The 25,492-nt window shown below is 64.9% G+C and carries 25 protein-coding genes; 13 read left to right on the forward strand and 12 right to left on the reverse strand.

The window, feature by feature from the left end; translation table 11 throughout:
* Positions 1–230: 230 nt before the first annotated feature.
* Entirely contained in the window at positions 231–1,181 is a 951-nt protein-coding gene (locus B7R24_RS13850; RefSeq protein ID WP_216363702.1) for an NAD(P)-dependent alcohol dehydrogenase, read from the reverse strand.
* A 26-nt stretch (positions 1,182–1,207) separates the two neighbouring features.
* On the opposite strand from B7R24_RS13850, the gene B7R24_RS13855 reads away from it, so the two are divergent.
* The 6 genes from B7R24_RS13855 (at position 1,208) to B7R24_RS13880 (ending at position 8,124) form a co-directional block, all read left to right on the forward strand.
* Positions 1,208–1,867, forward strand: coding sequence for a TetR/AcrR family transcriptional regulator (locus B7R24_RS13855; protein ID WP_172582983.1), 660 nt, complete (start codon positions 1,208–1,210; stop codon positions 1,865–1,867).
* Between the two features lie 270 nt (positions 1,868–2,137).
* A complete protein-coding gene (locus B7R24_RS13860) occupies positions 2,138–2,905 on the forward strand; it encodes a DeoR/GlpR family DNA-binding transcription regulator (protein WP_172582831.1) in 768 nt (255 codons plus the stop codon).
* A 203-nt stretch (positions 2,906–3,108) separates the two neighbouring features.
* Positions 3,109–4,524 (forward strand): APC family permease, encoded by a 1,416-nt coding sequence (locus tag B7R24_RS13865; RefSeq protein ID WP_172582832.1) that lies wholly within the window; start codon positions 3,109–3,111, stop codon positions 4,522–4,524.
* Positions 4,525–4,633: 109 nt separating this feature from the next.
* Positions 4,634–6,184, forward strand: coding sequence for a GMC family oxidoreductase (locus B7R24_RS13870; protein ID WP_116419560.1), 1,551 nt, complete (start codon positions 4,634–4,636; stop codon positions 6,182–6,184).
* A gap of 15 nt (positions 6,185–6,199) precedes the next feature.
* Positions 6,200–7,237 carry an SIS domain-containing protein gene (locus tag B7R24_RS13875; RefSeq protein ID WP_116419561.1) on the forward strand — a complete coding sequence of 346 codons (1,038 nt, stop codon included), beginning with the start codon at positions 6,200–6,202 and terminating at the stop codon, positions 7,235–7,237.
* 5 nt (positions 7,238–7,242) lie between these two features.
* Positions 7,243–8,124 carry an ROK family protein gene (locus tag B7R24_RS13880; protein WP_116419562.1) on the forward strand — a complete coding sequence of 294 codons (882 nt, stop codon included), beginning with the start codon at positions 7,243–7,245 and terminating at the stop codon, positions 8,122–8,124.
* 43 nt (positions 8,125–8,167) lie between these two features.
* On the opposite strand, the gene nagB is transcribed toward B7R24_RS13880, so the two are convergent.
* The 6 genes from nagB to B7R24_RS13910 form a co-directional block, all read right to left on the reverse strand.
* Positions 8,168–8,953 (reverse strand): glucosamine-6-phosphate deaminase, encoded by a 786-nt coding sequence (gene nagB / locus B7R24_RS13885; RefSeq protein WP_116419563.1) that lies wholly within the window; start codon positions 8,951–8,953, stop codon positions 8,168–8,170.
* Entirely contained in the window at positions 8,928–9,659 is a 732-nt protein-coding gene (locus B7R24_RS13890; protein ID WP_116419564.1) for an N-acetylmannosamine-6-phosphate 2-epimerase, read from the reverse strand. Before B7R24_RS13890 ends, nagB begins: the two co-directional genes overlap by 26 nt.
* 53 nt (positions 9,660–9,712) lie before the next feature.
* On the reverse strand, positions 9,713–10,702 hold the full coding sequence (locus tag B7R24_RS13895; RefSeq protein WP_116419565.1) for a Gfo/Idh/MocA family protein: 990 nt from the start codon (positions 10,700–10,702) through the stop codon (positions 9,713–9,715).
* Between the two features lie 46 nt (positions 10,703–10,748).
* Positions 10,749–11,579 carry a carbohydrate ABC transporter permease gene (locus B7R24_RS13900; RefSeq protein ID WP_116419566.1) on the reverse strand — a complete coding sequence of 277 codons (831 nt, stop codon included), beginning with the start codon at positions 11,577–11,579 and terminating at the stop codon, positions 10,749–10,751.
* Positions 11,576–12,535, reverse strand: coding sequence for a carbohydrate ABC transporter permease (locus B7R24_RS13905; protein WP_116419567.1), 960 nt, complete (start codon positions 12,533–12,535; stop codon positions 11,576–11,578). Before B7R24_RS13905 ends, B7R24_RS13900 begins: the two co-directional genes overlap by 4 nt.
* 85 nt (positions 12,536–12,620) lie before the next feature.
* Complete coding sequence (locus tag B7R24_RS13910) at positions 12,621–13,952, reverse strand: ABC transporter substrate-binding protein (protein WP_116419568.1); 1,332 nt, start codon at positions 13,950–13,952, stop codon at positions 12,621–12,623.
* Positions 13,953–14,095: 143 nt separating this feature from the next.
* On the opposite strand from B7R24_RS13910, the gene B7R24_RS13915 reads away from it, so the two are divergent.
* Positions 14,096–15,019 (forward strand): N-acetylglucosamine kinase, encoded by a 924-nt coding sequence (locus B7R24_RS13915; protein ID WP_116419569.1) that lies wholly within the window; start codon positions 14,096–14,098, stop codon positions 15,017–15,019.
* 71 nt (positions 15,020–15,090) lie between these two features.
* Positions 15,091–15,780 (forward strand): GntR family transcriptional regulator, encoded by a 690-nt coding sequence (locus B7R24_RS13920; RefSeq protein ID WP_116419570.1) that lies wholly within the window; start codon positions 15,091–15,093, stop codon positions 15,778–15,780.
* 163 nt (positions 15,781–15,943) lie between these two features.
* On the opposite strand, the gene B7R24_RS13925 is transcribed toward B7R24_RS13920, so the two are convergent.
* Positions 15,944–17,341: an MFS transporter gene (locus B7R24_RS13925; RefSeq protein WP_172582833.1), complete on the reverse strand. Its 1,398-nt coding sequence runs from the start codon at positions 17,339–17,341 to the stop codon at positions 15,944–15,946.
* Between the two features lie 148 nt (positions 17,342–17,489).
* On the opposite strand from B7R24_RS13925, the gene B7R24_RS13930 reads away from it, so the two are divergent.
* Positions 17,490–18,107, forward strand: a complete 618-nt coding sequence (locus tag B7R24_RS13930; protein ID WP_116419572.1) for a TetR family transcriptional regulator — start codon at positions 17,490–17,492, stop codon at positions 18,105–18,107.
* On the opposite strand, the gene B7R24_RS13935 is transcribed toward B7R24_RS13930, so the two are convergent.
* The 3 genes from B7R24_RS13935 to B7R24_RS13945 are packed head-to-tail and all read right to left on the reverse strand — an operon-like array spanning position 18,083 to position 21,287.
* The gene (locus B7R24_RS13935; protein WP_116419573.1) at positions 18,083–18,907 is read right to left on the reverse strand and encodes an enoyl-CoA hydratase/isomerase family protein; all 825 of its coding nucleotides are present in this window, start codon (positions 18,905–18,907) and stop codon (positions 18,083–18,085) included. The two genes, B7R24_RS13930 and B7R24_RS13935, sit on opposite strands and share 25 nt — an antisense overlap.
* Positions 18,904–20,127, reverse strand: a complete 1,224-nt coding sequence (locus B7R24_RS13940; protein WP_116419574.1) for a CaiB/BaiF CoA transferase family protein — start codon at positions 20,125–20,127, stop codon at positions 18,904–18,906. Before B7R24_RS13940 ends, B7R24_RS13935 begins: the two co-directional genes overlap by 4 nt.
* A complete protein-coding gene (locus B7R24_RS13945) occupies positions 20,124–21,287 on the reverse strand; it encodes a flavin reductase family protein (protein ID WP_116419575.1) in 1,164 nt (387 codons plus the stop codon). The genes B7R24_RS13940 and B7R24_RS13945 overlap by 4 nt, the downstream gene beginning before the upstream one ends.
* A gap of 186 nt (positions 21,288–21,473) precedes the next feature.
* Here B7R24_RS13945 and B7R24_RS13950 point away from each other — a divergent pair, with 186 nt between their 5' ends.
* The 4 genes from B7R24_RS13950 to B7R24_RS13965 are packed head-to-tail and all read left to right on the forward strand — an operon-like array spanning position 21,474 to position 24,804.
* Complete coding sequence (locus tag B7R24_RS13950) at positions 21,474–21,998, forward strand: nuclear transport factor 2 family protein (protein ID WP_116419576.1); 525 nt, start codon at positions 21,474–21,476, stop codon at positions 21,996–21,998.
* Between the two features lie 6 nt (positions 21,999–22,004).
* The gene (locus B7R24_RS13955) at positions 22,005–23,582 is read left to right on the forward strand and encodes a bifunctional 3-(3-hydroxy-phenyl)propionate/3-hydroxycinnamic acid hydroxylase MhpA (protein ID WP_116419577.1); all 1,578 of its coding nucleotides are present in this window, start codon (positions 22,005–22,007) and stop codon (positions 23,580–23,582) included.
* Positions 23,579–23,920: a cupin domain-containing protein gene (locus tag B7R24_RS13960; RefSeq protein ID WP_216363704.1), complete on the forward strand. Its 342-nt coding sequence runs from the start codon at positions 23,579–23,581 to the stop codon at positions 23,918–23,920. The genes B7R24_RS13955 and B7R24_RS13960 overlap by 4 nt, the downstream gene beginning before the upstream one ends.
* A complete protein-coding gene (locus B7R24_RS13965) occupies positions 23,920–24,804 on the forward strand; it encodes a fumarylacetoacetate hydrolase family protein (protein ID WP_116419578.1) in 885 nt (294 codons plus the stop codon). The genes B7R24_RS13960 and B7R24_RS13965 overlap by 1 nt, the downstream gene beginning before the upstream one ends.
* Here B7R24_RS13965 and B7R24_RS13970 read toward each other — a convergent pair.
* Positions 24,794–25,492 carry a FadR/GntR family transcriptional regulator gene (locus B7R24_RS13970; protein WP_116419579.1) on the reverse strand — a complete coding sequence of 233 codons (699 nt, stop codon included), beginning with the start codon at positions 25,490–25,492 and terminating at the stop codon, positions 24,794–24,796. The genes B7R24_RS13965 and B7R24_RS13970 overlap by 11 nt on opposite strands.

The raw sequence follows: 25,492 nt of genomic DNA on the forward strand, positions 1-25,492 counted from the left end.
GAACGCACGCCCCACTCCGATATCTGCTCCGGTGCTGGTCGTCAGTTGAACGCCTGTCTGATCTCCCTCTATGAGTCAGTGCGAATGCGCTGTGGACGCTCGACGGGCCGTCCGTCGGAGCGCGGTTTGCTGGTTGGCGCCTTCAGCCGCGCAGAACGTGACGTGCCAGATGTCGCTTGTTTTGGCGACAGAATCCTTTCGACGCCGGACCGTTGTTGGCGCGGACATGCCTAGCTGGGCAGGGTGATGACGCGTTTGCCGAGCACTCCACCTTTTTCCTGGTCGCGGTGCGCCTGCGCGATGCTGGCGAGTGGGTAGGTGGAGGCGATCATGGCGCGAAGGTGGCCCGATTCAGCAAGGTCGCGAACATGTTCGAGAAGTTCGGCTTTGGCGTCGCTGCTGAATGCCCGGATTTTTTTGGCGCCGAAGATTGCTGAGACGCCGATTGAAAGAAGCATGGAGAACGAAGAGAAGACAATGGTCACCATCCGGCCGTTTCGGGCCAGGTGACGGCGGTAGGCGAGCATGCTGGTGCCGACCGTGTCGAAGATCAGCTCGAACGAGCCGAGGTCCCCGATTCGGGTGGCTCGGTAGTCGAGAGTGGTTTTCGCGCCGAGCTCGCGGAGCACCTCGAAGTCTCGTGCGCTGGAGAGGGCCGTAACGGCCGCCCCAGCTGCGACAGCGACCTGCACGGCCGCCAAACCCACCCCGCCAGCTGCGCCACGGATGAGGACGCGATCTCCTGAAGCGATCTGACCAAGCTCATGGAGGCCCCGGTAGGCGGTTGTCGTAGATACGACCAGTGACGCTGCCTCGATCGCGCTCAAGTCGGCGGGAGCGGTAGAGACTCGATCTGCAGGCACTACGACGTACTCGGCCATCGCACCTGTCGCACGAGGTTTCATTGCGGGGACGGACCCCCACACCATCTGGCCGGCCGCGAAGGCTTCGCCTGCAACCACATTGCCGGCAAATTCGAGGCCCGTGCCGAATGGAAACTTTCGACCCATGATGAACTTCATCGCGCCCGATCGATTGATCAGGTCGTGGTGATTGATTCCTGCCGCGCGCACCCTGACGAGAACTTCGCCCGGGGCGGCTACGGGAACGGGAACCTGATTGATGGTGAGGACATCGGCGCAACCGAAAGAGGTGAACTGGACGGCGTGCATGTTTGACATGGAATCTCCTGAATGGTGTTTGCAGTGTGAATACCATTCACACAGTGGATAGTTGTTACCATAAGGCCATGCCTTTGACAGCGCAAGTTCCTCCCAGCGACCCGCTCTACGCGCTATACCAGCCAGGCGACCTGCGGCAAGCATTCATCGACGCGGCCGTGGTCATGGTGCGGGAGCGCGGCGAAGAACGGTTCAGCCTTAACGAGCTCGCACGCAAGCTCGGCGTGAGCGCAGGGGCGGCATACCGCCATTTCGCGAACAAGGAGGCACTTTTATCTACAGTGTGTGCCTCCGGCTATGCACAACTGGCCCATGCTCTCCGCGAACCCCTGGATGACAGCGTGTCGGCAGAGGCTCGAGTGATGGAATTGGCATTGCGCTACACCCGATTCGCCGTTGCCAATCCAGACCTTTTCACGATGATGTTCGGTACACGCACCCTCGACGTGGAGGCGGTAGGCGAAAAGACCTTCGCGCCACTTGTCGAGGCGACAAAGGCGGCACAAGAGAACGGTGTTCTGCCGGCGGGCGACACGGCGGTCGTCTCAGCAGCTGTGTGGATGACACTGCACGGCTTGACCACTCTGCATCTCAACGGCCGGCTTGCCACCCTCGGCCTGGATGACGACCCAGACCTGCTCGTCAGGCGATATATGGGCGTCATCTTCCCGGAACTCGGAAACTGAACTGCCGCAACGGCTCGCTCTTGACGGACCCACATCAAGGCACCCCCGCGCTCCTGCGCCAATGTAGACAGCTGTCCCGAAAAGCTAAAGGTTCCTTGGATGTCTCAGTCAAGCTAAAGCATGGACCAGTCGAGACCTTCAAAGCCGGCGCCGTTGCGGTCAGACTTTCCTGTTCCAGACCAACAATTTAGGTTTGGCGAACAAGGGGTTGGCCGAACGATCGGGTCCCTCCGCGCTGGCGCTCAGGTTGAAAGAATCTAGTCTGTGTCTGTGACTATTTCGAAGGATGAGCGCCATCAGGCGATTTTGGAGATCCTCCAACGGTTAGGCTCCTCGAGCGTCACCGAGCTTGGTGCGAGCCTTGGGGTTGCCGAGATGACGATCCGCCGGGACCTCGAGACGCTGGAAGGCAGAGGTGTTCTCCGGCGCTTCCACGGCGGGGCCAAGCTCTCGGCAGGGAGCAGCTACGAACCGCCCTTCGGCGTGCGTGAGCACACGAACGTGGCGCAGAAACGCGCCATCGCAGAAGCGGTCGCTGGAACCATCGAAGACGGCGAAACAATTCTTCTCGACGGCGGGAGCACCGGAATCCAGATCGCGGAGGCCCTCGCCGACCGGATGGTCACCATCTGCCCCTTGTCGCTCCGCGTCGCGTGGGCGTTGAACCGATCGACCAGCGTGACGCTGATGCTCCCGCCGGGCCGTGCCCGCCCGGGCGAGCTCAGTATCAGCGGCCCGGACACGACCGATTACCTCAAGCGCCACCATTTCGACCGGTTCCTCCTGACGGCGAGTGCATTCTCGCCACTCGAGGGATTCACGGAATGGAACACCGACGACGCCGGAGTCAAACGGGCGGCGCTCGACAGCGCCGGGGAAGTCATCGCTTGCGTTGACTCGAGCAAGTTTGGCCGGGTGGGCTTCGTGGAGATCTGCGGGATCGACGTTCCCGACCTGATCGTTGTCGACGGCGGCCTCGACGAGACGTCCATCGAAGCGCTCACCGCCTCATCACGACGCGTGCGACTCGCCGCCTAACGCTGTTGCACGAGGTTTTACCCCTCCGGCCTACGACTCTGTAATGCGATCGTAACAAGTCCGACTCCGGATACGAACACTACTCTGGCTTTAATGAACATGAATATGTTCATTCGCACTGTTGCTGTGTTATTTTGGTTCTACTGGCAACGATGCCCCAACGACCGGAGAAGCGCATGACTTCCGAAAAGATGCAGCCTGGCGTGTCAACAGACACCCTCAGCACAACACTGAGCACCGGCACCATCGGCCTGGGCGGGGCGCTGATGCAGGCGATCGCACAGATCTCGCCGACGCTAGGGATCTTCTACACGATCGCGTTCACCACGACCCAGGCGGGCAAGACTGCGCCGCTGACCTACCTCGCGGCGTTCCTCATCTGCCTCACTCTCGCAGCCCCGCTTGTCGGACTGGCCCGCCACCTTCCCTCCGCCGGCGGCTTCTACACCTACGTTTCCGCGGGTATCGGACCCAAGGCGGGGTTCATGACCGGCTGGCTCTACGGCATCTCGGTCTCGGTCGTACCTGCCGCCCTCGCCGCGTTCACCGGAGCCGTTCTGCAGGACGAGCTCAGCGCCAAGTACGGTATCGGCATTCCGTGGTGGGTCTACTCGAGTATCATCCTGCTCATCTGCTTCGCCTGCGCATATAGAGGTATCGCCATCTCTGTGCGATTCCTCGTCGTCATGACCTGCTTCGAGATGATCGTCGGCCTGGGGCTCGCGCTCACCGGCATCTTCAACCCCGGCCCCGGCGGCGTGAACGTCTCAGGATTCAATCCCGCCAACATCACGAACTCCAGCGGTTTCTTTCTCGCAGTCGTGCTCTCCATCTTCGCCTTCACCGGGTTCGAGAGCGCAGCTGCGGTGGGCGAGGAATCACGGGATCCGAAGCGGATCATCCCGAAGGCCATCATCGGCTCCCTCGTGCTGATCGGTATCTTCTACGTCGTCACCGCCTGGGGCCTTCAGATCGGGTGGGGAACGGATGATCTCGACTCCCTCGCGAACTCGCCGACAGCTCCAGCGTTCGTGCTCTCCGACAGGCTGTGGAACGGGGCATCCATCATCGTGCTGATCGCCCTGGTCAACTCGGGGCTCGGCGTCTGCATCGCCTGCACCACGAGCGCCACCCGCACCCTCTACGGCATCGCCCGCACGGATGCGCTCCCGTCGTTCCTCACTAAGACGCACTCCGTGCACCGCACTCCGCTCGCCGCCGTGCTCGCCCAGTCCGCTCTGGCGCTCATCGTCTGTATCGGGCTGGGGCTGCTGCTCGGCCCGTACAACCTGTTCAACACGCTCGGAACGACAGGCACGTTCATCTACATACCCATCTTCATCATGATGAACATCGCCGCATTCCGCTTCTTCCGCACCCGGGTCAGGGCCGAATTCAGCATCTGGGCACACGTAATCGCGCCGATCATCTCGACGACCGCGCTGATCGTCATCGGCTACAACAGCATCGTGCCGCTGCCAGCGTTCCCGGTGCTTCTCGCGCCGTTCATCGCCGGGCTCTACGTGCTCGTCGGCCTGGTCATTCTGTTCGGCCGGAACCTCCGGCCGGGCAAGCGAGAGTGGATGAAGCATGCCGGGGAACTGCCGGACATCAGCTGACACGTGCTTCAGCTGACACGCCACTCAGCGAACACAGCGTCTGCACTACAGCAGGCATCCACTGCGCAACCACTTCGCGAACCAACCGCACACACAGAATGGGAAGCCCATGACCACACCCGAACCCCTTGCAACACCACCGCTGCCCGACCGGGTGGACACCCTCGTCATCGGCGGCGGCACGGGCGGCGCCGCCCTTGTCGGCCTGCTCGCCGCACACGGTGACGAACAGATCCTGCTGCTGGAAGCCGGCCCCGACTACGGCGCCACTGCGGACGAGGGATGGCCGGCTGACGTTCTCGACGCCCGCGCGATCCCCCTCTCGCACGATTACGACCTCACCACCACCTCCTCGGCTGGCGACACTACGCTGGATCTCCCCCGCGCCCGCGTGCTCGGAGGGTGCTCCTCGCACAACGGGTGCACGGCATCCATCGGTGCCGCAGAGGACTACGACGACTGGGAACGTCGCGGCAACCCCGGCTGGGCTGCGGATACGGTACTGCCGCTGCTCGAATGGGCCCGGGACCGTTTTCGGGTGCGCCGGTACACCATGACCGAACTCACCGAACCGCAACGCGCGTTCGTCGGTGCCGGAACGGCGAGCGGCCTGCCCTTCGCAGACGACCTCGACGACATCGGGGCCGCAGAAGGCATCGGCCCGATGCCCGTGAACATCGTCGACGGCGTCAGATGGAACTCGGCCTTCGCGTTCCTCGACGCCGTTCGCGAACGCCCCAACCTCACTATTGCAGGCAACACGGCAGCGGAACGCATCGACATCCGCGACGGAATGGCCGTCGGAGCGTGGGTGCGAACACCCGACGGCGAAACGCATCACATTGCTGCCAATCGTGTCGTGATCGCCGCCGGCGCCTACCACTCGCCTGCCCTCCTTCTCCGCTCAGGGGTCGGGCCCGCCGACAAGCTCGCCGAGCTCGGGATCGAGGTCGCCTCCGACGTTCCGGGAGTCGGGAAACACCTCCTCGATCACGCCTGCGTCGCGCTGGATTTCGCCGGCCGTCCCGGGCTCGTGGAAGACCTAGAAACGCTGCCCTGGTTCCCCGATGAGCAGACCGTCGGTCGCAAGAAGTCCTCCGTCTGCGATGACGGGCCCTACGACATCCACGTGTTCATGGTCGCCGGCTCCAACAGCGGGCACCCCGGCCTGCCGCCGATCTCCCTCTACGGCGGGGCCATGCGCGCCCGCTCCGAGGGTACGGTCACCCTGAGCAGCGACCTTGACGTCACCCGCCCTGTCATCGATCACCGCTACGGAACAGACCCCGACGGCCACGACCGCCAGGTGCTCAGCGAAGCACTCGACCTCCTGACCACGATGGCGGCAGAACCCACCCTCGCCGCGGTGCTCGGCGAACCCGTGCCCCGCGCGCATCCACCGCTCGAAGACATCGTGAACTACTGCCACCCGGCGGGAAGCTGCAAGATGGGACCCGACACCGACCCGGCCGCGGTGGTCGACTCCACCGGCGCGGTGAGAGGGGTTACCGGGCTGTACGTCGCTGACGCGTCGATCATGCCCGCCATCAGCCGTGGCAATATCAACCTCCCCACGGCGATGATCGGGGCGAACATCGCCGTACAACTCCTCGGAACAACCCCCGCCGACGCTCTGTCGTCCTTCTCGCACCAGCTCTGAAAGGCACCACCCGCCATGACCCTCAACACACCCTTCGAGGTCGACATCGAGGCCCAGCCCGACGCCCTCCACGCACTGGCCGGGGCCGCGGCCCCTTCCGGGCTCGCTGAGCTCGACCCCCTCGCTTTCAACCGCATCGTGTTCACCGGCATGGGCAGCTCCCACTTCGTCGGCATCCCCACCTGGCGGGAACTCACCGCCGGCGGCAAGCCCACCTGGGCGGTCGACACCGGCCAGGTGCTCGACACCCCGGGGCTCCTCACCCCCGACACGCTGCTCGTCATCACCTCACAGTCCGGTGCCAGTGGTGAGGTCGTCGCTCTTCTCGACCGGCTCGAGAACTACCCGGCGCTCCCCCGAATGATCGTGGGGATCACCGCCGACGGCAGCAGCCCGCTCGCCCAGACCGCGGAACTCTTTCTGCCGCTGCGCTCCGGCGCCGAGGCCACGGTGAGCACGAAGAGCTACCTCAACTCTCTCGTCGTTCATGCCCAGCTCGCAGCCGCGCTCGGCGGTCGCGACGTCTCGGCCGTCAATCGTGAGGCCGACCATCTCGCCGGCGTTGTCGCCGCACTGTTGTCGAACACCGACACGCGCGAGGTCGCCGCCAGGACCATGGCTGCGGAACGACCTCGGGTTGCGTCCGTCGGCTGGCGGGCGGATGCCGCGACAGCGCTGTTCGCCGGTCTGATCACCAAGGAATCGTCCAAAGTCGCAATCGAAGGGCACATCGGCGGGCAGTTCCGTCACGGACCGTTCGAGCTGGCCGGACCCGGCCTCACCGCCTTCCTGTATGGAGCTCACGCGACCTCCGACGACGGATCCCTCGCCCGGCTCGCCTCCGACCTCGTCGCCACCGGAGCCCACGTCGTTCTCATCGGCGACCTGGAGCTGGCGGGAACGACCACCATCCAGGCTGCAGCATCCACCTCGCTTGAAGGACTCGTCACCGGCGCCGTCGTCTCCCAGCTCATCGCGAGGGACCTCGCGCTCGAGAACGGTGTGGTACCCGGCGCCTTCGCCTACGGCAGCAAGGTGACGACAGCCCTGTGAGCGAAATGACCGTGGGCGTCGACATCGGTGGAACCGCGACCCGGATCGTGGTCGTTCGCGACACCCAGATCGTGGCGTCGACCATCGTCTCGACGCCCACGGTCCGAAGCGAGGCGCTCCCCACCCTGCTCTCAAGCATCCGCGCGGCCATCGCCTCCGCGCCCGGCGCCGGCACTCCGGGCGAGATCCGCAGGCTCGGGATCGGCGCTAGCGGCCCCATCCTGGCAGACGGCATCATCGACAACCCTGAATCGCTCCCAGCCCTCTCGGGCTGGGACGTCGTCGACCGACTCGGTGCTTCCCTGGGAGCCGAGTGCCGCATCGACAACGACGCGGTCACGGCGGCGATCGCAGAAGTGACGGTGGGTGCGGGCCGGCTCGACACCGGCGTTCTCGTGATGACCCTCGGAACAGGCGTGGGCGTCGCGATAATGAGGAATGGCATCCCGTTTCGAGGAGCGGATGGCGTGCATCCGGAAGCCGGGCACCTCACCGTCGACGCACCAAGCCCGCCCTGCTACTGCGGCCGCCGGCACTGCCTCGAGCAGACCGCCTCCCGCACGGCTCTGCAACGCCTCGCCGTGGGCGCCGGCTTCTCGGCCGATCTCGAGGCCTTGGCGCAGGCCGCCGGTGAAGGCGACCCGGCCGCCGAGCAGGTCTTCCTGGATTACGGAACCAGGATCGGCGAAGGCCTCGTGGAGCTCTGCACGCAGCACAGGCCGATGATCGTGGTGTTGGGAGGGAGCGCTGCCGCCTACCTTCCCCTCTTCCGGTCGGGGGTGGAGAAGGTCGTGGCTACCTGCACCTCGGTGTCCGTTCCTGTTCTCCGGCAGACCGCTCTTGGCGATTTCGGCGGTGCGCTGGGGGCTGCGCTGCTCTGGCGCTGAGGTGATCTCGCCCCGTATCGGCCGCCCGAGGGCCTTCCCTTAACTAAAAGCCCTGCCATGACGGCTTGTGAGCATACGCGTACCGGTAGTACTCGACGTGGCGGAGCGCTGATGCAGCGGCCTCATCCGCAATCACGGTAACGCGGGGGTGTAGCTGGATCGCTGAGCCGGGGTTCGAGGCGGACACCGGCCCTTCGACCGCGCCGGCCAGTGCCTCCGCCTTGCCTTCCCCGAAAGCGAGGAGCACAAGGTGGCCCGCGCGGAGGATGGTGGCCAGACCCTGGGTGATGCAGTGCATCGGAACGTCGTCCTGATCGTCGAAGAAGCGGGCGTTGTCTCTGCGTGTCTGCTCACTCAGGGTCTTAACGCGGGTGAGGGAGGCGAATGATGAGCCCGGTTCGTTGAAGCCGATATGCCCGTCGGTTCCGATACCGAGGAGCTGCACGTCGATTCCACCCGCGTCGGCGATGGATCCTTCGTAGTCCGCCCCGGCGTGCTCGATACCAGCCAACGCGCCGTCGGGCACGTGGATCTGCGAGGGATTGAGCCCTACGGGCACGACGACGTCGCGAGTGATCACGGAACGATAGGACTCTGGATGGTCGTGGGGAAGTCCGACGTACTCATCGAGGGCGAACCCGCGAACGTGCGACACGTCGAGCGAGCGCTCTTTCACCTGCTGTGCGAGCCGGCGATAGGTGGAAAGCGGTGTCGACCCGGTCGCAAGACCGAGAACAGCCTCCGGTCTGCGTCTGATGGTGTCGAGGATGATGTGGGCTGCCAAGTCGCCGGCGGCTTCTTGATCAGAGACGACGACGACTTCCGCCATGGCTGCTCCTTCGTGATTGGTGGGTGCTGGCCTCTGCTATCGCGTGGGCAAACCGGGCGGCCGTATACACGGGGTTGGTGATGGCAGTACCGACGACCACGGCCCAGGCCCCTGCGAGGATCGCCGCAGACGCGTCATCCCGTGTCCAGATCCGCCCCTCAGCGATGACGGGAACGTCGACGCGGGAAGCTAGAGCATGAACGAGGTCGATGCTCGGCTCGTCAGGCACGGTACCTCCCGTGTACCCGGCCAGCGTGGTGCCGATGACGTCGGCCCGCGCGTCTTCGGCGTACATGGCGGACTCCACACCGTCGGTGTCCGCCATGACCGGAAGTCCGAGTTCGTCGTGGATCCGTGCGATCTGGTCGCGGAGACTTCGCCCGTCGGGGCGCGGCCTCGCTGTTCCGTCGAGCGCAATCATGTCCGCACCACTTTCTGCCAAGAGGGCAGCCTCCTTGAAGGTGGGGGTGATGAAGACACCGCCCCCGGGAGGTTGCACTGTCTTCAGGATCCCGATGATGGGGAGAGTCACGGTCTGGCGGATGAGCGAGACCGTTTCGACGCCGTCTGCGCGAATGCCTCGCGCTCCACCCTGCTCGGCAGCGAGTGCCATGCGGGCGAGAAAGGAGGGATCGCGAAGAGGGCTGTCGGCCGGGGCCTGGCAGGAGACGATGAGCGAGTGGGCGAAGTCGGGGAGGTGGATCATGCTCGCGGGACGCCTTTCAGTTGTGGTGGTGACGATGGTGGGCCGCCCGATGGTCAGTAGGTGATGGTCTCGGTCCCACCGGATTCGATTGAGCGGTCGATCGCTGCAGCCACGCGCACAGCGTCGGCGGCGTCACGCATGGTGACGGGTACGGCGATCTCACCTCGCACGGCGCGGACGAAAGCCCAGATCTCTTCATACAACATGCCTTGCGGAGCGCCGTAGATCGGGGCTCCGGGCACGGGGTAGCTGAGTTTCTCGGAGAAGGTGGAGATGCCGAAATCGTGCACGTCGATGACGACCTCGCCGCGCTCGCCCACGAGACGGAGACGCGCGTCGATGTCTGTCGGGTACCCCTCGGGGAGCGCCCACGCGGCCTCGAGAGCGACGATTCCGCCGCCGGCGAGTCGGAGATTCGCAACGATCGCAGCTGCCTGCTTACCGTCGGCGGTCGTCTGGCCTGAGGAGAAGGCCTGCACGGCGACGACTTTCTCTCCGGCGATCCAGGTGAGGGCATCGATGTCGTGGATTCCGAGGAAGAACGTGACAGAGGTACGGCCGTTGACCCGGTTGGCGACGGAGACCTTGTTGTTCCGTCGAACGTAACCGTGGATGACGGGCCCGATCGAGCCGCTTTCCACGAGGGCTTTGGCCTTGAGGTACCGGGTTTCGAAGCGGAGCGTGTGGCCGGGCATCACGACGAGGTTGCTCGCTTCCGAGCGGGCGACGAGGTCGTCGGCTTCGACGATGTCGGTCGAGATGGGCTTCTCCAGCAGCAGGTGAACATCGGCATCCATGACGGCCACGGCGTCGGCGTAGTGCAGATGGTCGGGAGTGCAGAGGCTGACGGCGTCTACGAGACCTGCGGCGAGGAGTGCCTCAGCAGATCCGAACGCTTCGCATCCGATGCCGGTTGCGAGCTCTGCGGCGAGAGAGAGGTTGAAGTCGGCGACGGCGGTAATCTCGACGCCGTGAAGGTGGCGGTAGATCTCGAGGTGTTCGCGGCCGATGGCTCCAAGGCCGATGATTCCTACACGCAGCATGCTTGTTCTCCTGTTCGATTGGTTTCGTCTGTGGGTTCTCGCTTGGTCACTTCACGCCTCCGAAGGACAGGCCGCGAGCCATGTGCTTTCGAACGACGATGGCGAAGATGACGATCGGGAGGGCGCCGATGACGCCGGCAGCAGTGAGGCGCGCCCAGTTCGTTCCGAAGAAACTGAGGAAGCCGGCAATCGTTACGGGCACGGTCTGACTGTCACCATTGGTGAGCACAAGGGCGTAGAGGAACTCGTTCCAGGATTGGATGAGCGCAAGGACGAACGTCGCAGCCATCGCGCCCCACACGTTGGGGAGAATCGTCGACAGCAACGCCCGCCATTCTCCGAGACCGTCGATGAGGGCGGCCTCCCGTATCTCGCGAGGGAAATTGACGAGGAATGACCGGAAGATCAGAACGGCGAGCAGGATCGCGTAGAAGGTGTGGATGATCGTCAGCCCGAACGCGTTACCTGTCAGTCCCACACCGAACAGGGCACGGTAGAACGGCGTGAGGCTCAGTACCGGTGGAACGATGGTGAGCAGCAGGATCGCCAGCGTGGCCCGGGATGAACCGGTGCTCTCCGGTGGCCAGATCTGGGTGGTGAGGTAGGCCAGCGGCAGCCCGGCGGTGATTCCGAGGATGGCGGAGGCGCAACCGACGGCGGTGCTTATCAACATGGACTGTCCCATGCCGCCGTCGACCCAGGCGTTCACGTAGTTCTCGAACTGCGGGATGAAGAACCAGACGGGAGTCGGGCTGAAGGCGTCGACGTCGCTTTTCAGCGAGGTGCTGACCAGCCAGATGATCGGAGCGATGCACCACAGCACGAAGATGTAGACAACAATGCTGCGGACGGCTACGGCGGCGGGACGGCGTTTCATCCTCGGCTCCTTCGGATGCGCAGGCCCATGAGGCGACCGGCTGTGGGGAAGATCAGGATCAGGAGCGCCACCGAGACGATCAGCCCCAGGGTGGTCGAGTATCCGATGTCGAAAGTCTGGAATCCGGTCCTGTAGACGTAGTTGCTGATTGTGAGGGTCGAGGTTCCCGGGCCGCCCTGCGTCATGGTGTTCACCAGAGCGAACGTCTTCACGGCGTCGATGATGCGCAGCAGCAGAACGACCGCGAGAACCGGGCCGAGCATCGGCAGGGTGACGTTCTTCAGCAGCCCGAACCCGCGAGCTCCGTCGAGTTCGGCAGCTTCGAACGGTGACGGGTCGAGAGACTCCAGCCCGGCGAGCACGATGATGACCACAAACGGTGTGTTCTGCCAGATCTCGACCATGATGATGGCGGGAAGTGCTGTCGCAGGGTCCGACAGGAACGCGTGGTCGTTGCCGAGGCCGACAACTCCCAGTAGGTAGTTCACAAACCCGGAGGTCGGGTCGAGCAGCAGTCGCCACATGAGGCCCGCGACGACGGGGGTGAGCACCATGGGGATCAGGATGACGGCCCGGATGACACCCTTGCCGGGTATGCGGCCGTTCAGCAACAGTGCGATGCCGACCCCGATGATCATCTCCAGTCCGACACCGGCGACAACGTAGGTCAGTGTGACCCGGATGGAACCGAGAAGGTCGGGGTCGCTGAAGGCGCGGGTGAAGTTGCCCCACCCGATGAACTTGTCGGCGGAACCCGGCCGGGTGAGATTCTCGGCGTGGGTCACGAGGTCGATACCCTGCACCACGATGATCGCGAGGAGGGGTACGACGACGACGGCCGCCGGGAGAGCGAGGGAGAGCCTGGCGAAGAAGTTCCGTTTCGAGATGCGACGTCGCGGAGAAGAACTCGGCTTCTCCGCCCGTCTCGCGGGGGCGCGTACAGCGGTGGCGGTCATGGAATCTCCTTCGGAGTCGGTGGAACGGCGGGTCGCTGGCACTGGCACTGGATGTCGGTACCAGCGACCCGCCGTTCGAATCGTGCTACTGGGGCAGTTGCTCTTCGAGGGACTTCTGCGCCTGGTTGAGCGCCGAGTCTGCAGACTGCTCTCCCGCTAGGGTCTGCGAGAGCGCTTGCCCCACTGCGGTGATGATGGTGTTGGCATCCTGACCGGCCGGGAGGTAGTCCGGGTTGCCGGTTTTCAGCTGCCCGAGAACGGCCTCTTGAAAGGCGCCGTATTTCTGGGCGTACTCGGGGCCGTCGAGAACGGAGTTAGCGGTGACGCCCACCGCTTCTCCTGCCTGTACGGCCTTGGCCTGCACATCGGGGCTGGTGGCCCACGCCATGAACTTGTACGCAGCGGTCTTGTTCTTCGAGTAGGAACTGAGGTAAAGCGCGTGCACGTTCAGCGAGTTGTCTGTATTGCCGGTGGCAGGCGGGTTGTCGATTGCGTACGGGATGGGGGCGTATCCGACCTTGCCGGCGATGGTGGACGCGGAGGTGTCCTCATTGTAGGGGCCGTTGGCTGTCGCATCGATGGTCATCGCCGCTTTGCCCTGCGTAAACGCGATACGGTTCTGCTCCCAGTCGAAGTTTCCCACTCCTGCGGGTCCGTACTGCGTGAGCAGGTCGGACCAGAAGCTCGCCGCATTGATGGACTCGGGCGAGTTGACGTCGATCTTTCCGTCGGTGTTGTAGAAGCTGCCGCCGAATGCGCGGAGGAAACCGGCCCAGGGGTAGACGCTCTGGATACCGGCCGCGCCTCGCAGGGTGATGCCCGCGACGCTGCCGCCCGACTTCTCCTGGATGATCGCGGCATCCGCTTTGAGCTCATCCATGGTTGTGGGGGGACCGGCGATTCCGTACTGCTCGAACAGATCCTTGCGATACATCAGCCAGGTGCTCTCGCCATATACGGGGAGGCCGAACGTCGCTCCGTCTTTCTGCATCGGTGAGATGTAGGGAGCATAGAAGTCGCTGAAGGTGGAGAAGTCCTTGCCACTATCCTGAAGCGACGTCAGGTCATCGACGTACTTCGACTGGTAGTAGCCGGTGCCGTAGGTGTTGTCGGTGAAGACGACGTCGTAGGCATCGGATTTCTGGCTGAAGTTCAGAAGGACTTTCGAGGCCTGGTCGCTGTAGGGGACTGTGTCGATCTTGACGGTGATTCCGGTTTCCTTCTCGAACTCGGGAAGAAGAGCCTTCCAGTTGTCGGTGTAGGAGATGTCCTCAGCCAGCACGTGGACGGTGCCGCCCGATCCGCTGTCGGAGGACGTGTTCGAGGTGGAACTGCAGGCGGCCAGCGAAATGCTTAGTGCGCTCAGGCCGACGCCCGCGACGATGCGACGCGCGACCTGTTTCGATGTAGTGCTCATGGTGCTCCTTGGGTGGGATGGTGCCGGCGAGGAGATAACCCTAGGGTTTTACTGGTTCACTAGGGTTGGGTAGAATGTAGCACCAGGGACGACACCCTGCAATATTCAGCAGATAACGAACTGGACTTCACGAAAGGGGCGAGATGCGTACCATCGCGGTGGACATTGGACAGACGCAGTCCCGGGCCCGGGTAACTGATAGTGAGACAAGCTTCGAGCGCGCCTACCCCGGCTTCGTTTACGGCTCGGATCTGGCCGAATTTATCGCGTCGACGATTGTGCAGATCGCTCGTTCGGAGTCACTCGGCCCGGTCGAAGTTGTTGCAGTCGGGGCGACCGGTCTGTACGGCTCAGCTCCGCAAGCATCAGATCTGATTTCCCGAATTGCCCCTCACCTCACGATGTCGCGCCTGCTCCTCGCCGACGACGCTGTCCCCGCGCTCCTCGGAGCATTTTCCGGGGCGGAGGGTGTCGCCGTTGCCGCTGGGACTGGCACCGTCGGCCTCGGTTACGGGCCGACAGGTGCTGCGAGAGTCGATGGTGCTGGATCGATGATCGGCGACAACGGCTCAGGTTGGTGGATCGGGCGGGCGGGTATCATCGCGGCGCTGAGCGCCCATGATGGGCGTGCTGGAGGGTCCCATCTGCTTTTGGCAGCTCTGGAGGAACGCTTCGGCAATGCAGACGACTTTCCGCGACTCATCTCGGCCCAAGGGTCTCCCGTCGCCACCGTCGCCACCTTCGCGGAACAGGTGTCCCTTGCGGCCCGTCGCGGCGACAGCGTGGCTCAGCAGATTTGGGTCGAGGCGGCCCGCCATTTGGGGAACGTCGTCTTGGCCTCAGCGACACGCGCCGGCCTGAGCGACGGGTTTCAGTGGACCATCCTTGGCGGGGTGGGCAGATCCCAAGACCTACTGGAGCCCTTTCTGTCCGAGCGAATAGCCGTCCGATTCCGGCACGCCGTGCACGTACAACCCCAGGGCTCCGTCTTGGACGGCGTTGCGGTGCTGCAGAGACTTGACCCAATTACTCCCTTCGGCCGCATGGTGACGGAATGGCATGAGTAGCATGCAGATGCGGCATCGATCACCAGCGCGCATGCCTCGTACAGCTGCGGAATGGAAGATGGACACAGTTGATGGTTAAGTACGAAAGCGTCCTAAAAGACCTGTCCGTGTCGATCGCCACGATGCGTCCCGGAGACCAGCTCCCAACCGAACGACAACTCGCCGCCCAGTACGGCGTTTCCAACATGACCGTTCGCCGGGCGTTGGACGTTCTTTCCAGTAGCAAAAGAATCGTCGGCATAAGAGGGCGCGGAACATTCGTCGCCCAGCCCACCGTCACCAAGCAGATGACACTTGCGTCCTTCACCTCGTCGATGCTCGAGGCGGGCATGACCGCTCGAGCCCAAGTCCTCGCCATGGAGCTCAAACCAGCCGACGACAAGGCACGCGAAATGCTGGGTCTCGATGAGGGAGCTCAGATCATCACCATCGACCGTCTGCGGTTCGGCGACGACACACCCTTATGCATCGACCGGTCGATGCTGCCAGCGGAACGATTCCCAGGACTGTTGGGAAACGATCTCAGTGGATCTCTCTACGAGGTGCTCTACCGCCGCTACAACGTCGAACTCTCGCGAGCGGAATCGCGGGTGTCCGCCGTTCTTCCGTCCCACGAAGACGCTCAGCTGTTGCGCATTCCACTCACCACACCGTGCCTCCGAGTAATCAGCCAAGGCAGCACAATCGACGAAGCTGTCGTCGAGAACACCGTTTCGCTCTACAGAGGAGATCTCTACGAACTCCTCATTGGCCGAAACTAAACAGCTGCGATGCTGTAAACGGGACCCGATGGCAACCGGGAAGATGAGACGTCCCATCAACCTCACTCCGTTTGGGTGAGGGCCCGCCGACGACGGCCAACACGATGCTCCCCCACTCCCCGACAACGCGCTACGTGGGTTTGTGAGACAGTCGCGAAAGCCGCTAGGAAAAGCGTTCGGGGCGGAGAGCGTCAACCGTCGCCACGACCGGAGAGACGCTCTCGGCCGCGGCCGCAGATGCACGCGTGCGGCGGCGGGTCTCCGCGCGAAGGCCGATGAACGCTCCTCCAACGACAAGCACGGGCACGGTCAGCGCCGCGAACAGGGCCGGCAGGGTGAACCCGGCGGCGATGAGCAGACCGCCCGCGAGGCCGCTGGCGACGGATCCGATCCGACCCATGAAGCTCGACGCGCCGACGCCGGTCGCACGAGCCCTGTCGGGGTAGGCGATCGTCCCGATCGCGTTGGTGATCGTCGGAAGGGACGCTGCGCCGATGGCCGTCACGAGCAGAACGACCATCAGGCCGGCGAAACCGAGGTTGCAGGTGACGACCACGGCGAGCCCGGCGATCGTCCAGACCGCGGCGATGACCCCGGTCAGGAACCGGTCGAGACGTTTGAGCACGAACGAGACGCTGATCTGACCCGCGAGGCTCCCCCACCCCCACATCGCCATGATGAGCCCGCTCTGGGCGGTGTCGAGACCGGGCCCACCGGGCTGGGGCCGCTGCAGCAGGATGGGCATGTACTGGAGCACGACGATGATGAGGCCCTGGGTGATGAAGGCGAGCAACCAGATCAGGCCGGTCGTCAATACGAGAGTGCGGGAGAGCACGGTGGCGAAGGGCGTCTTCTCGAGACGAGGGTCGGCCGCTGCCCGGCTGAGGTCCACATCGGAGCTGTCTCCCCCGACGACGGCGAGTGAGCGGCGAACCTCTGGCTCGGGTCGGCCGCGCTTCAGCAGGGTCACCGGCGGTTCGGCTACAAGTCTCAGATAGAAGGGCACGACGAGCACCGGAAGGAGACCGGCGACGATGACCATCGTCTGCCAGCCGAACGACGGGATGAGCGTGGCCGCGAGGTAGGCGCCCACGATGGTTCCGAGCGCTACCCCCGAGAAGGTGAGGGCGACCATCTGGGCACGCCGGGCAGCGGGTGCCCAGTCGGCGACGATCGTCATCGCGACGGGGGTGACGGCGCCGAGCCCGAGGCACGAGAGGATTCGCACGACGATGAACACGTCGATGCTGCTGCTCAGGCCGAGTGCCGCGGTGCCGAGGGTGAAGATCAGGAATCCGGCGATCAGTACGGGCTTCCGGCCCCATCGGTCGGCGATCGGCCCCGACACGATCGCTCCGACAGCCATGGCGAGGATGCCCACCGTCACGGTGAGCGTTACCTGCCCGATCGTCACACCCCACTCCGCTATCAACCGGGGGAAGACGAGACCGACGATCGCGACATCCATGCCGTCGGCGACCAGCACGAGAAATGTGAGGAAGAAGATGATCCGTTGGCGCCGACTGAGCGGCGCGTGGTCGAGGAATTGCTGGAGGCTCAATCGGCCTCGATGGTCTGTACGCATGTGGTGCCCTCTCCATTGTGGGTTCGCTTGCGTCTGCAGCCTTCGTCAGACGAGACCGCAACGTGCTTAACGGTATATACCGTCATAATGTTTTACGCAACGACATGCGCGATAGTCTTGCCCCATGCCATCGGATGCCGCGAGCCAGGTCACGCCGGTTCGTCGCGGTCGGCGACCGGGTACGAACGACACCCGGGCGACGATCCTCGATGCGGCGCGGTCGCGATTCGCGGAAGACGGTTACTCCGCAGCGACCATCCGGCGCATCGCGTCGGATGCCGGGGTCGACTCGGCACTGGTGATGCGCTTCTACCGCTCGAAAGGCGACCTGTTCGCGGCGGCGATGTCTGTGCCGCCCGAAGCGCTGCAGAGGCTCTCCGATGCTTTCGACGGGCCGACCGAGACGATCGGTGAGCGAGTCACCCGCGCCTACCTCACCCTCTGGGAGAGCGACCCGATCGAGTTCGAACCGTTGTTGGCGATGTTCCGCTCGGCGGTGAACCACGAGCAGGCCGCAGCCGAGTTGCGCGAATTCCTGCAGGCCCGTTTTCTCGAGGGGATCGTGCCTCGTCTCGAGAACCGCCCGGACGCGGCGCTCCGCGTCAGCACCGTCTCATCAATGCTGCTCGGAGTCGTCGTCGGCCGACGCATCGTGCGGGTCAAGCCTGTCGTCGACGAAGACCTCGACACTCTCGTGAAGCTGGTGTCGCCCGCCGTTCAGACGATCCTGACGGCGCCCTGACCCGTCGGCTGCCACATGAAGTGTGGGCTCTCCCGCGCCAGGAAGGCGGCCACTCCCACCGCCATGTCGGGACCCTCTGCCATGGCTGCCCACGCGGCATCCCATTCCAGGTCGACGTGCGGGCCGCGGTCGCCCGCGCCGTCGACCAGCCGTTTGAGGGTGTGAGTGGAGAACTGCGAGCGACTCTGGATGACGTCGACCAACGACGTCACGCGCTGGTCGAACGCGCTGTCGGCGACCACTTCGGCCACGAGCCCGAGCTGGGCGGCGCGGGTGGCGCCGAACGGTTCTGCGGCGAAGAGGATGAGCTTCGCCGTCGCAGGCCCGATCAGCCGCACGAGGCGCTCGATCCCGGCCCGCGGATAGATCACGCCGAGCTTCGCTGGGGTGATCGCGAACACCGACCGCTCGCTGGCGATGATGAAGTCGCAGGCAGACGCGAGCTGCCAGCCGCCGCCCATGCAGGCGCCGTCGACGAGCGCAATGGTCGGCTTCGCCACGGCAGCGATAGCTGCGTCGGCCCTGCTGAGCTGGTCGATACGCGTGCCGTCGGCCTGCGCATCCATCAGAACCGACGGCAGGTCCCGGATGCTCGCGCCGGCGCTGAACGTCTCCCCGGCGCCGCGAAGGGTGACCACCGAGACCGACGGGTCTGCATCGAGCTGTGGCATCAGCTCCTGTAACTGCAGGCACATGGTGCGGGTGAGTGCGTTGCGGTGAGCCGGATCGTCGATCACGACTGCGGCGACCCCGCCCTCACTACTGACGCTGATGCGGCCTTCCCTCGTCGACGGGGTCATCGCGCTCCGATCGTTGTCTCTTCGTGGATCGTCACACGGCCTTCGGTAGCGAGCCGTGCTATCTCCTCGCCAGAGTAGCCGTACTCGCCAAGCACGTCGGCCGTGTGTTCTCCGAGCAGCGGAGGCACGGAGGCGATCCCGCTCGCCTGGCCGTCGAAGCTCAACGGGCCACGAACGAGCGGCAGCGCGGTGCCGTCCCGCCGCTCGGTCTGCACGACGAGCCCGAGCGCTTCGACCTGCGCTGAACCGAACGCCTGGGTGTAGTCGAAGAGGGGCCCGCACGGGATACCGGCGCGGGCGAGCAGCCTGGCCCACTCATCGGCCGACCGCCCGGCCAGAGCGCCTTCGACAAGGGCCATGAGGTGGTCCCGGTGCACGGATCGATCCGCTCCTGTGACGAACCGGGCATCCTCTGGCGCTGCCGGCAGGCCGATGATTCCACAGAAGGCGAGCCACTGCTTCTGGGTGCCGACCGCGATGTTCAGCGGTTCGGTCGCCGTGCGGAAGGTTCCGTAGGGCGCGATGGTCGGATGGTTGTTGCCCTGAGCCGCGGGTGCGATGCCGAGGCTCAACGCGCGCTGGCCCTGGAACACCGAGAGATTGAGCGCGGTCTCGAGCAGGGAGGTGCTGACTGTCGAGACAGGATGCCCGCTGCCGCGGCCGACCAGCGCAGCCACGATCCCGAGGGCGCAGACCATTCCGGAGGTGATGTCGACGATCGGCACCCCCACCCGGTAGTTCTGGTCTTTCTCGCCGGTGACCGACATCAGGCCGGACATGCCCTGGATGACCTGGTCGAGACCGGCATCGTTCTTCAGCGGCCCAGCGGTGCCGAATCCGGTCACCGATCCGACGACGAGTTCGGGGTTGAGCTCTTTTAAATGCTCGGCAGTGAGTCCGAGCTTCTCCAGGGTGCCGAGTTTGAAGTTCTCGACCAGAACGTCAGCACCCGCGATCAGGCGGTCGAGGATGTCGCGGCCCTCGGCGGAGTAGAAGTCGATGCACACAGAGCGTTTGCTGCGGTTCAGGGAATCGAAGTACAGGCTGTGGTCGTTCTCGAACGGCGGCCACTGCCGGGAGGTGTCGCCACCGTTCAGGCTCTCCACTTTGATGATGCTGGCTCCGAGATCGGCGAGCAGCGCGGTGCAGTAAGGCCCGGCAAGAGCCCGGCTGAGGTCGAGGACACGTATGCCAGTGAGTGGCCCGCCAGCGGTCGTCATCGCCGGGATCCGGCAACGGCCCCGGCGGCTGACGCGACGTTTCGCAGCTCTGCGATGAACGCTTCGACCTGTTCGGCGTCGAGCCCGGCGGGTAGTCCGGTCATCCGGAGTGCCATCGGCGGCTGCGCGGCGCCGACGGGAATCCGCACGACGATGGATGCAAGGTCGTAGCGCACCCCGGGCACGAGCTCGGGAGCGAACGCATCGGCGAGGTCGGACGTCAACTGCCGCACGACACGGTCCTGGCGGGGAAGCCCGCCGGAGAGCTCGAACTCCCGCAGCACCTCGGTGTGGCGGAGAACGGCCTCCGGGTCGGCCGTCAGCATCGAGAATCCACTCAGCTGTACTTTGCCGAGCAGGGCTCTGTTGACAGCGCGTCGTTCGTCGCTTCGGTCCGGTGCCCGGCCGAGCCAGACGTCGACCTCCTGCTCGGGCGAGTCGGCGAGAAAGATCGCCCCGAAGGGCGGGATGAGCGGCTGGCGATGACCGAGCGGTGCCGGTTCGGCCAGTTCGCCGTCGTTGGCGGCCAGTACCTGCACGGCATCCCAGCCAATGCGGGCGACGATGCTGCAGTTGACGCCATTGTCGCGGCTGAGACGTTCCACCTTGTCCCGCACGGTCTCGGCGATCTGGGCCGCCTCAATCAGCTCCGGGCTCGGCGCCGCCACGAACGACCCCAGCGAGAATCGGCCATAGCCGCCCTGGAAGTACAGCAGCGGCAGAGCCTGTCGCGCGGTGGCGAAATGTTCCACCCTGCCGAGCACGATGAAGTGGTCGCCGGCTTCGCGGATGTCGTCGAACGTGCACTCGATCCACGAGACCGCCTCCTCGAGGATGGGCGATCCGAGCGGTGCCCGGCGCCAGAAGACCCCGTCGAACTTGCCCTCTTTGCGGGTCGCCAGCTGCCTGCAGAGAGGCTCCTGATCAGACGCGAGAACGTTGACGCAGAACGCGTCGGCCGTTCGCAACTCAGCGAAACTGTTCGACGTGTTCATCGGGAAGAAGGCGATGAGTGGCGGGTCGAGCGAGACAGAGGAGAACGTGCCGACCACCATACCGACGGGGTTCCCGCCCGCGAGCGTGGCTGTGACAACAGCGACGCCGGTCGGATAGTTTCCCAGGGTCTCGCGGAACAGTGCCTGATCGATCGTCGTTGACATGGCTTCTCTTTTCGTTCGAGTGCATCCAATCAGCCGGGCGTAAACATGTCAACCATTGCTATGTTTTAGTTCGTCGATGTTGACAGCACGAGGAGCGGCGACCACAATCAAACCTACGAACGGTTTGGGCCTTTCTACGCCGCCGACGCAGCATCCATTCGACGCTCTCAAAGACGAGGTACACTCATGACCGCACAAGACAAAGCCGAGATCATCGAGATCCTGAACATGTACGCGTTCGCTCTCGACACCCACCAGTGGGATCTCTTCGACCGTGTGTTCACCGACGATGTGGTCGCTGTCTTCGGCCCCGCCGGTGCCGGCTGGAACGGCCTCGACGTGTTCAAGGCTTCGTTCGCTGAGTTCCACGACCGGCTCGACAGCCACCAGCACACCATGATGGGTCACCTCGTCGAGGTCGACGGCGACACTGCCCACGCCTTCAGCTACGGCAACTGGCTGCTCGTCCGCAACGACGCCGAGGGCGGCCCGACCTGGACCGGCACGGGCTGGTACGACGACGAGGTCGTTCGCACCGAAGCCGGTTGGCGCATCAAGCGCCGCGTGTGCCGCCTGCAGGGCTGGAGCGGCAACCCACTGGTGCCCGAACCGCACAACGAGCACAATCCCGACATGAACGTCAAGGTGCTGCACACCTTCGCCGAAGCGGGCGACATCGGCTTTCTGAACGCGCTCACGGTCACGAAGTAGCACGGGATGGTCGACTTCCTGGTCGTCGGAGCAGGGCCGGTCGGCCTGCTGACCGCCATCATGCTCGGCCGAGACGGCTGGCGGGTCACCGTCGTCGAACGGTGGCCTGCCCGGTATCCGTTGCCGCGTGCCTGCACCATCGACCACGAGGCTCTGCGCATCCTCCAGTCCGCCGGAGTCATGGCAGACCACGCCGACCTGTTCGAACCCTCTCACGGTGAACGCGGCGGGTATCAGATCCGAAGCGGTGACGGTGAGCTCCTTCGCGCGATCAACTGGAACCGGGCCGCCGAGTCGGGCTGGGCGAACACGAACGGCTTTTACCAGCCCGACCTCGAAGCCGTTCTCGAAACGATGGCAGGGAGCATCCCGACCGTCGAGGTTCGCCGTGGCTGGTCGGTGGCCGATATCACCCAAGACGAAGACGACGTCGCCCTGACCGTGCACCGCACCGGCGACCCGCAGGAGCGCCAGACGCTCACCGCACGCTGGCTGATCGGCGCAGACGGCGCGAACAGTGCCGTTCGCGAACTGGTCGGTGTCGACAGCGTCGACGCCGGATTCGAGGCCGACTGGCTGGTCGTCGACTACGAACCGCTCGACGACCGCGAATGGCCTGCCTTCGTGACCCAGTACTGCGACCCCGCCCAGCCGGCGACCGCTGTGAACAGCGGCCCCGGACGGCGTCGCTTCGAATTCATGCGACGGGCGGAGACGTCCGTCGAAGATCTCGCGCGCGCCGAGACCGCGTGGTTGCTGATGGCCCCATTCGGCGTGACGCCCGAGAACGCCACTCTCGAACGCCATGCGGTGTACACCTTCCGCGGACGCTGGGCGAACGAATGGCGGCGGGGGCGCGTGCTGCTGGCCGGGGATTCCGCCCATCTCATGCCGCCCTTCCTCGGCCAGGGGCTCTGTTCGGGCCTCCGCGACGCCAGCGCGCTGGCGTGGCGGCTCTCCCTCGTCGAGGCCGGCCGGGCCGGAACCGGGCTGCTCGATTCCTACGTCAGTGAACGCTCGAGCCACGTTCGGGAGATCGTCGAGGCGGCTGTCGCAATCGGCGAGCTGGTCTGCGAACTCGACCCCGACCGGGCGGCCGAGCGCGATTCCGCGATGAAGGCGGAACGGGCCGACCCTGACGCCGTCTTCGTCGAACCGCCGCATCCGCGACTCGGTGAACCGTCGCTGACTATGCCGGGTGACACCGCCGCCGGCCGTCTCTCTGTGCAGGGCCGTATTGAAGAAGATGGCATCACCGGCCTGTTCGACGACCTGCGCGGTGGCGGCTGGCAGCTCATCCTTCTCGCCGACGAAGCGCCGCTCACGGTGCCCAGCGAGCTTGCCCGGTGGTTCGAGAGCATCGGCGGCACGATCACTGAGGTGGCGGCGAACGGGCAGGTTCGCGACGTCGACGGAACGTACCGTGCCTGGTTCGCCGCGCACCGATGCGGAGCGGTGCTGTCGCGGCCCGACTTCTATGTCTTCGGCACCGACTCCAGTAACAATCCGGCCCGCCTTCTGCGCGAACTGCAACAGAGCCTCCTCACCACATTCCTCCCTGTAAGAGAAAGAGCACTCTCATGACGATGCGTGTCACACGCCTGGCCGATGCCGAACCGTTCGCCCCTGTCGGTCACGAGGGCGTCGGCCCGGTGCGCCTGCAGGGCGGATCGACCACCCCCACGACGGACTTCACCGTCGCGCTCTCGCACTACCTCCCCGGTGGGAAGGCCGAGCTCGCCCCCCAGGAGTTCGAGACGGTGTACGTCGTTCTCTCGGGCGAACTCGTGATGGAGAGCGACGGTGATGAGCAGGCCGTCGGCCCGCACGACTCCGTGCACTTCACTCCCGGCACGATGCGCACGGTCGTGAACCGAACCCACCTCCCGGCCAGCATGATCGTCATCAGGGCGGTGGCCTGATGCGCCTCGTCGGCGCGAGGACCGCAGGCGGTGAGGTGCTCGTCTGTGCGCTGAGCGACGACGGGTCGGAGGTCGCCGTGTACGCCGAAGTCAGCACATTCTGGGCCCGCCCCGAGTCACAGCTCGCCAACCGGCCGTCGGGTGGCGTTTTGGCGGTCGATTCGATCGAACTCGTTCCCCCCGTGGTGGGCGACGCACGGGTTCTCTGCATCGGCCTGAACTACCAGGACCACGTGAACGAAGGGTCGTTCAGGAACGAGTCGCTCCCCGAGGTGCCGACGCTGTTCGCCCGCTGGCCCCAGTCGCTGTCTGTCGATGGCAGTGGGATACCCGTCCCCTCCGGCGAAGACGGGCTCGACTGGGAGGGTGAAGTCGTCGCATGGATAGGGCGCACGCTCGTCGACGCGACCCCCGAGGAGGCTCTCGCGGCGGTCATCGGCTACTCCACATTCAACGACGTCACCTCGAGGCGGGCGCAGAAGCAGACGTCGCAGTGGATCATGGGCAAGAACGGCGACCGCTCCGGCCCACTCGGGCCAATGGTGCCGGCTGCGGAGGTCGGTGATCTGCGCGACGGTCTCCGTGTGGAGACCCGGGTCAACGGCCGGGTCGCCCAGCACGGAAACACGGCGCAGATGATCTATGGCGTCGGCGACACACTCGCACACATCTCAAGGAGCTTCACGCTGAACCCCGGCGACCTCCTGGCTACAGGAACACCGTCGGGTGTCGGCTACAGCCGCACTCCCCCGTGGCTGCTGCAGCCCGGCGACATCGTCGAAGTGGAGATCGAGAGGCTCGGCCTGCTCACGAATCACATTGTCGGAAACGACGAGCGACACCGTGCTGCCGCCCGCGCGGGCATCTCGGCCGCTATTCGGTGATGAGCAGCCCGGCGTGGGCAGCAACGGCTCTCCGCGTGCGGGTCACATCGCCCGCGACGATGGCGTCGACGAGTTCGGTGTGGGTGTCGACTCGCACGTTCAGCCACTCGACCGCCGACTCGGGTGCGTCGTCGTGGGTGGCCGCGACGGCATGCTCCCGAACGAACCGGGTCATCGACAGGTAAAGGGCCGAGGCCGTCTGGTTCGGCGAGATCAGGGCGATCCGCTCGTGCAAGTCCCAGTTGGCGAGCAAAAACGGCGTCGTGCCCTTGGCGGCCGCCGCGGTGAGTTTGCCCAGCAGCTTCGTCATGTCGGAGATGTCAGCAGCAGTGCGATTCTCTGCGGCGTCGGTGTCGATGAGCACCTCGAGCGCCTCGCGAACGGCCACCGCCTCGGCAACCGAGGCCGGAGCATCCGTCACCGCCAGGAGCGTGTGACGGATCTTGACCATAGGGCCGGCCGCGGTGGCGAACAGGCCGCCGCCACGACCCGGGCGGATCTCGGCGAGCCCGCGGTCGGCGAGCAACCGGATTGCCTCTGCAACGGTTGACCGGGCGAAGCCCGACCTGGCGCGCAAGGAGTCGATGGTGCCGATCAGCTCGCCGGGCTTGAACTCCCGGTCGAGGATCTGCTGCTCGATCCGGCCGGCCAGCACGTTTGCCCGCGTGACGCCCACGAACGTATTCAT

It is taken from the genome of Subtercola boreus (assembly GCF_003399645.1).
GTDB classification, from domain to species: Bacteria; Actinomycetota; Actinomycetes; order Actinomycetales; family Microbacteriaceae; genus Subtercola; species Subtercola boreus_A.

Bases quoted from the DNA above. Each gene is read 5' to 3' on its own strand.
- B7R24_RS13850 (WP_216363702.1), bottom strand. From the start codon at position 1,181: ATGTCAAACATGCACGCCGTCCAGTTCACCTCTTTCGGTTGCGCCGAT.
- B7R24_RS13870 (WP_116419560.1), top strand. From the start codon at position 4,634: ATGACCACACCCGAACCCCTTGCAACACCACCGCTGCCCGACCGGGTG.
- B7R24_RS13875 (WP_116419561.1), top strand. From the start codon at position 6,200: ATGACCCTCAACACACCCTTCGAGGTCGACATCGAGGCCCAGCCCGAC.
- B7R24_RS13880 (WP_116419562.1), top strand. From the start codon at position 7,243: ATGACCGTGGGCGTCGACATCGGTGGAACCGCGACCCGGATCGTGGTC.
- nagB (WP_116419563.1), bottom strand. From the start codon at position 8,953: ATGGCGGAAGTCGTCGTCGTCTCTGATCAAGAAGCCGCCGGCGACTTG.
- B7R24_RS13890 (WP_116419564.1), bottom strand. From the start codon at position 9,659: ATGATCCACCTCCCCGACTTCGCCCACTCGCTCATCGTCTCCTGCCAG.
- B7R24_RS13895 (WP_116419565.1), bottom strand. From the start codon at position 10,702: ATGCTGCGTGTAGGAATCATCGGCCTTGGAGCCATCGGCCGCGAACAC.
- B7R24_RS13900 (WP_116419566.1), bottom strand. From the start codon at position 11,579: ATGAAACGCCGTCCCGCCGCCGTAGCCGTCCGCAGCATTGTTGTCTAC.
- B7R24_RS13905 (WP_116419567.1), bottom strand. From the start codon at position 12,535: ATGACCGCCACCGCTGTACGCGCCCCCGCGAGACGGGCGGAGAAGCCG.
- B7R24_RS13910 (WP_116419568.1), bottom strand. From the start codon at position 13,952: ATGAGCACTACATCGAAACAGGTCGCGCGTCGCATCGTCGCGGGCGTC.
- B7R24_RS13915 (WP_116419569.1), top strand. From the start codon at position 14,096: ATGCGTACCATCGCGGTGGACATTGGACAGACGCAGTCCCGGGCCCGG.
- B7R24_RS13920 (WP_116419570.1), top strand. From the start codon at position 15,091: ATGGTTAAGTACGAAAGCGTCCTAAAAGACCTGTCCGTGTCGATCGCC.
- B7R24_RS13930 (WP_116419572.1), top strand. From the start codon at position 17,490: ATGCCATCGGATGCCGCGAGCCAGGTCACGCCGGTTCGTCGCGGTCGG.
- B7R24_RS13935 (WP_116419573.1), bottom strand. From the start codon at position 18,907: ATGACCCCGTCGACGAGGGAAGGCCGCATCAGCGTCAGTAGTGAGGGC.
- B7R24_RS13940 (WP_116419574.1), bottom strand. From the start codon at position 20,127: ATGACGACCGCTGGCGGGCCACTCACTGGCATACGTGTCCTCGACCTC.
- B7R24_RS13945 (WP_116419575.1), bottom strand. From the start codon at position 21,287: ATGTCAACGACGATCGATCAGGCACTGTTCCGCGAGACCCTGGGAAAC.
- B7R24_RS13950 (WP_116419576.1), top strand. From the start codon at position 21,474: ATGACCGCACAAGACAAAGCCGAGATCATCGAGATCCTGAACATGTAC.
- B7R24_RS13955 (WP_116419577.1), top strand. From the start codon at position 22,005: ATGGTCGACTTCCTGGTCGTCGGAGCAGGGCCGGTCGGCCTGCTGACC.
- B7R24_RS13960 (WP_216363704.1), top strand. From the start codon at position 23,579: ATGACGATGCGTGTCACACGCCTGGCCGATGCCGAACCGTTCGCCCCT.
- B7R24_RS13965 (WP_116419578.1), top strand. From the start codon at position 23,920: ATGCGCCTCGTCGGCGCGAGGACCGCAGGCGGTGAGGTGCTCGTCTGT.
- B7R24_RS13970 (WP_116419579.1), bottom strand. From the start codon at position 25,492: ATGAATACGTTCGTGGGCGTCACGCGGGCAAACGTGCTGGCCGGCCGG.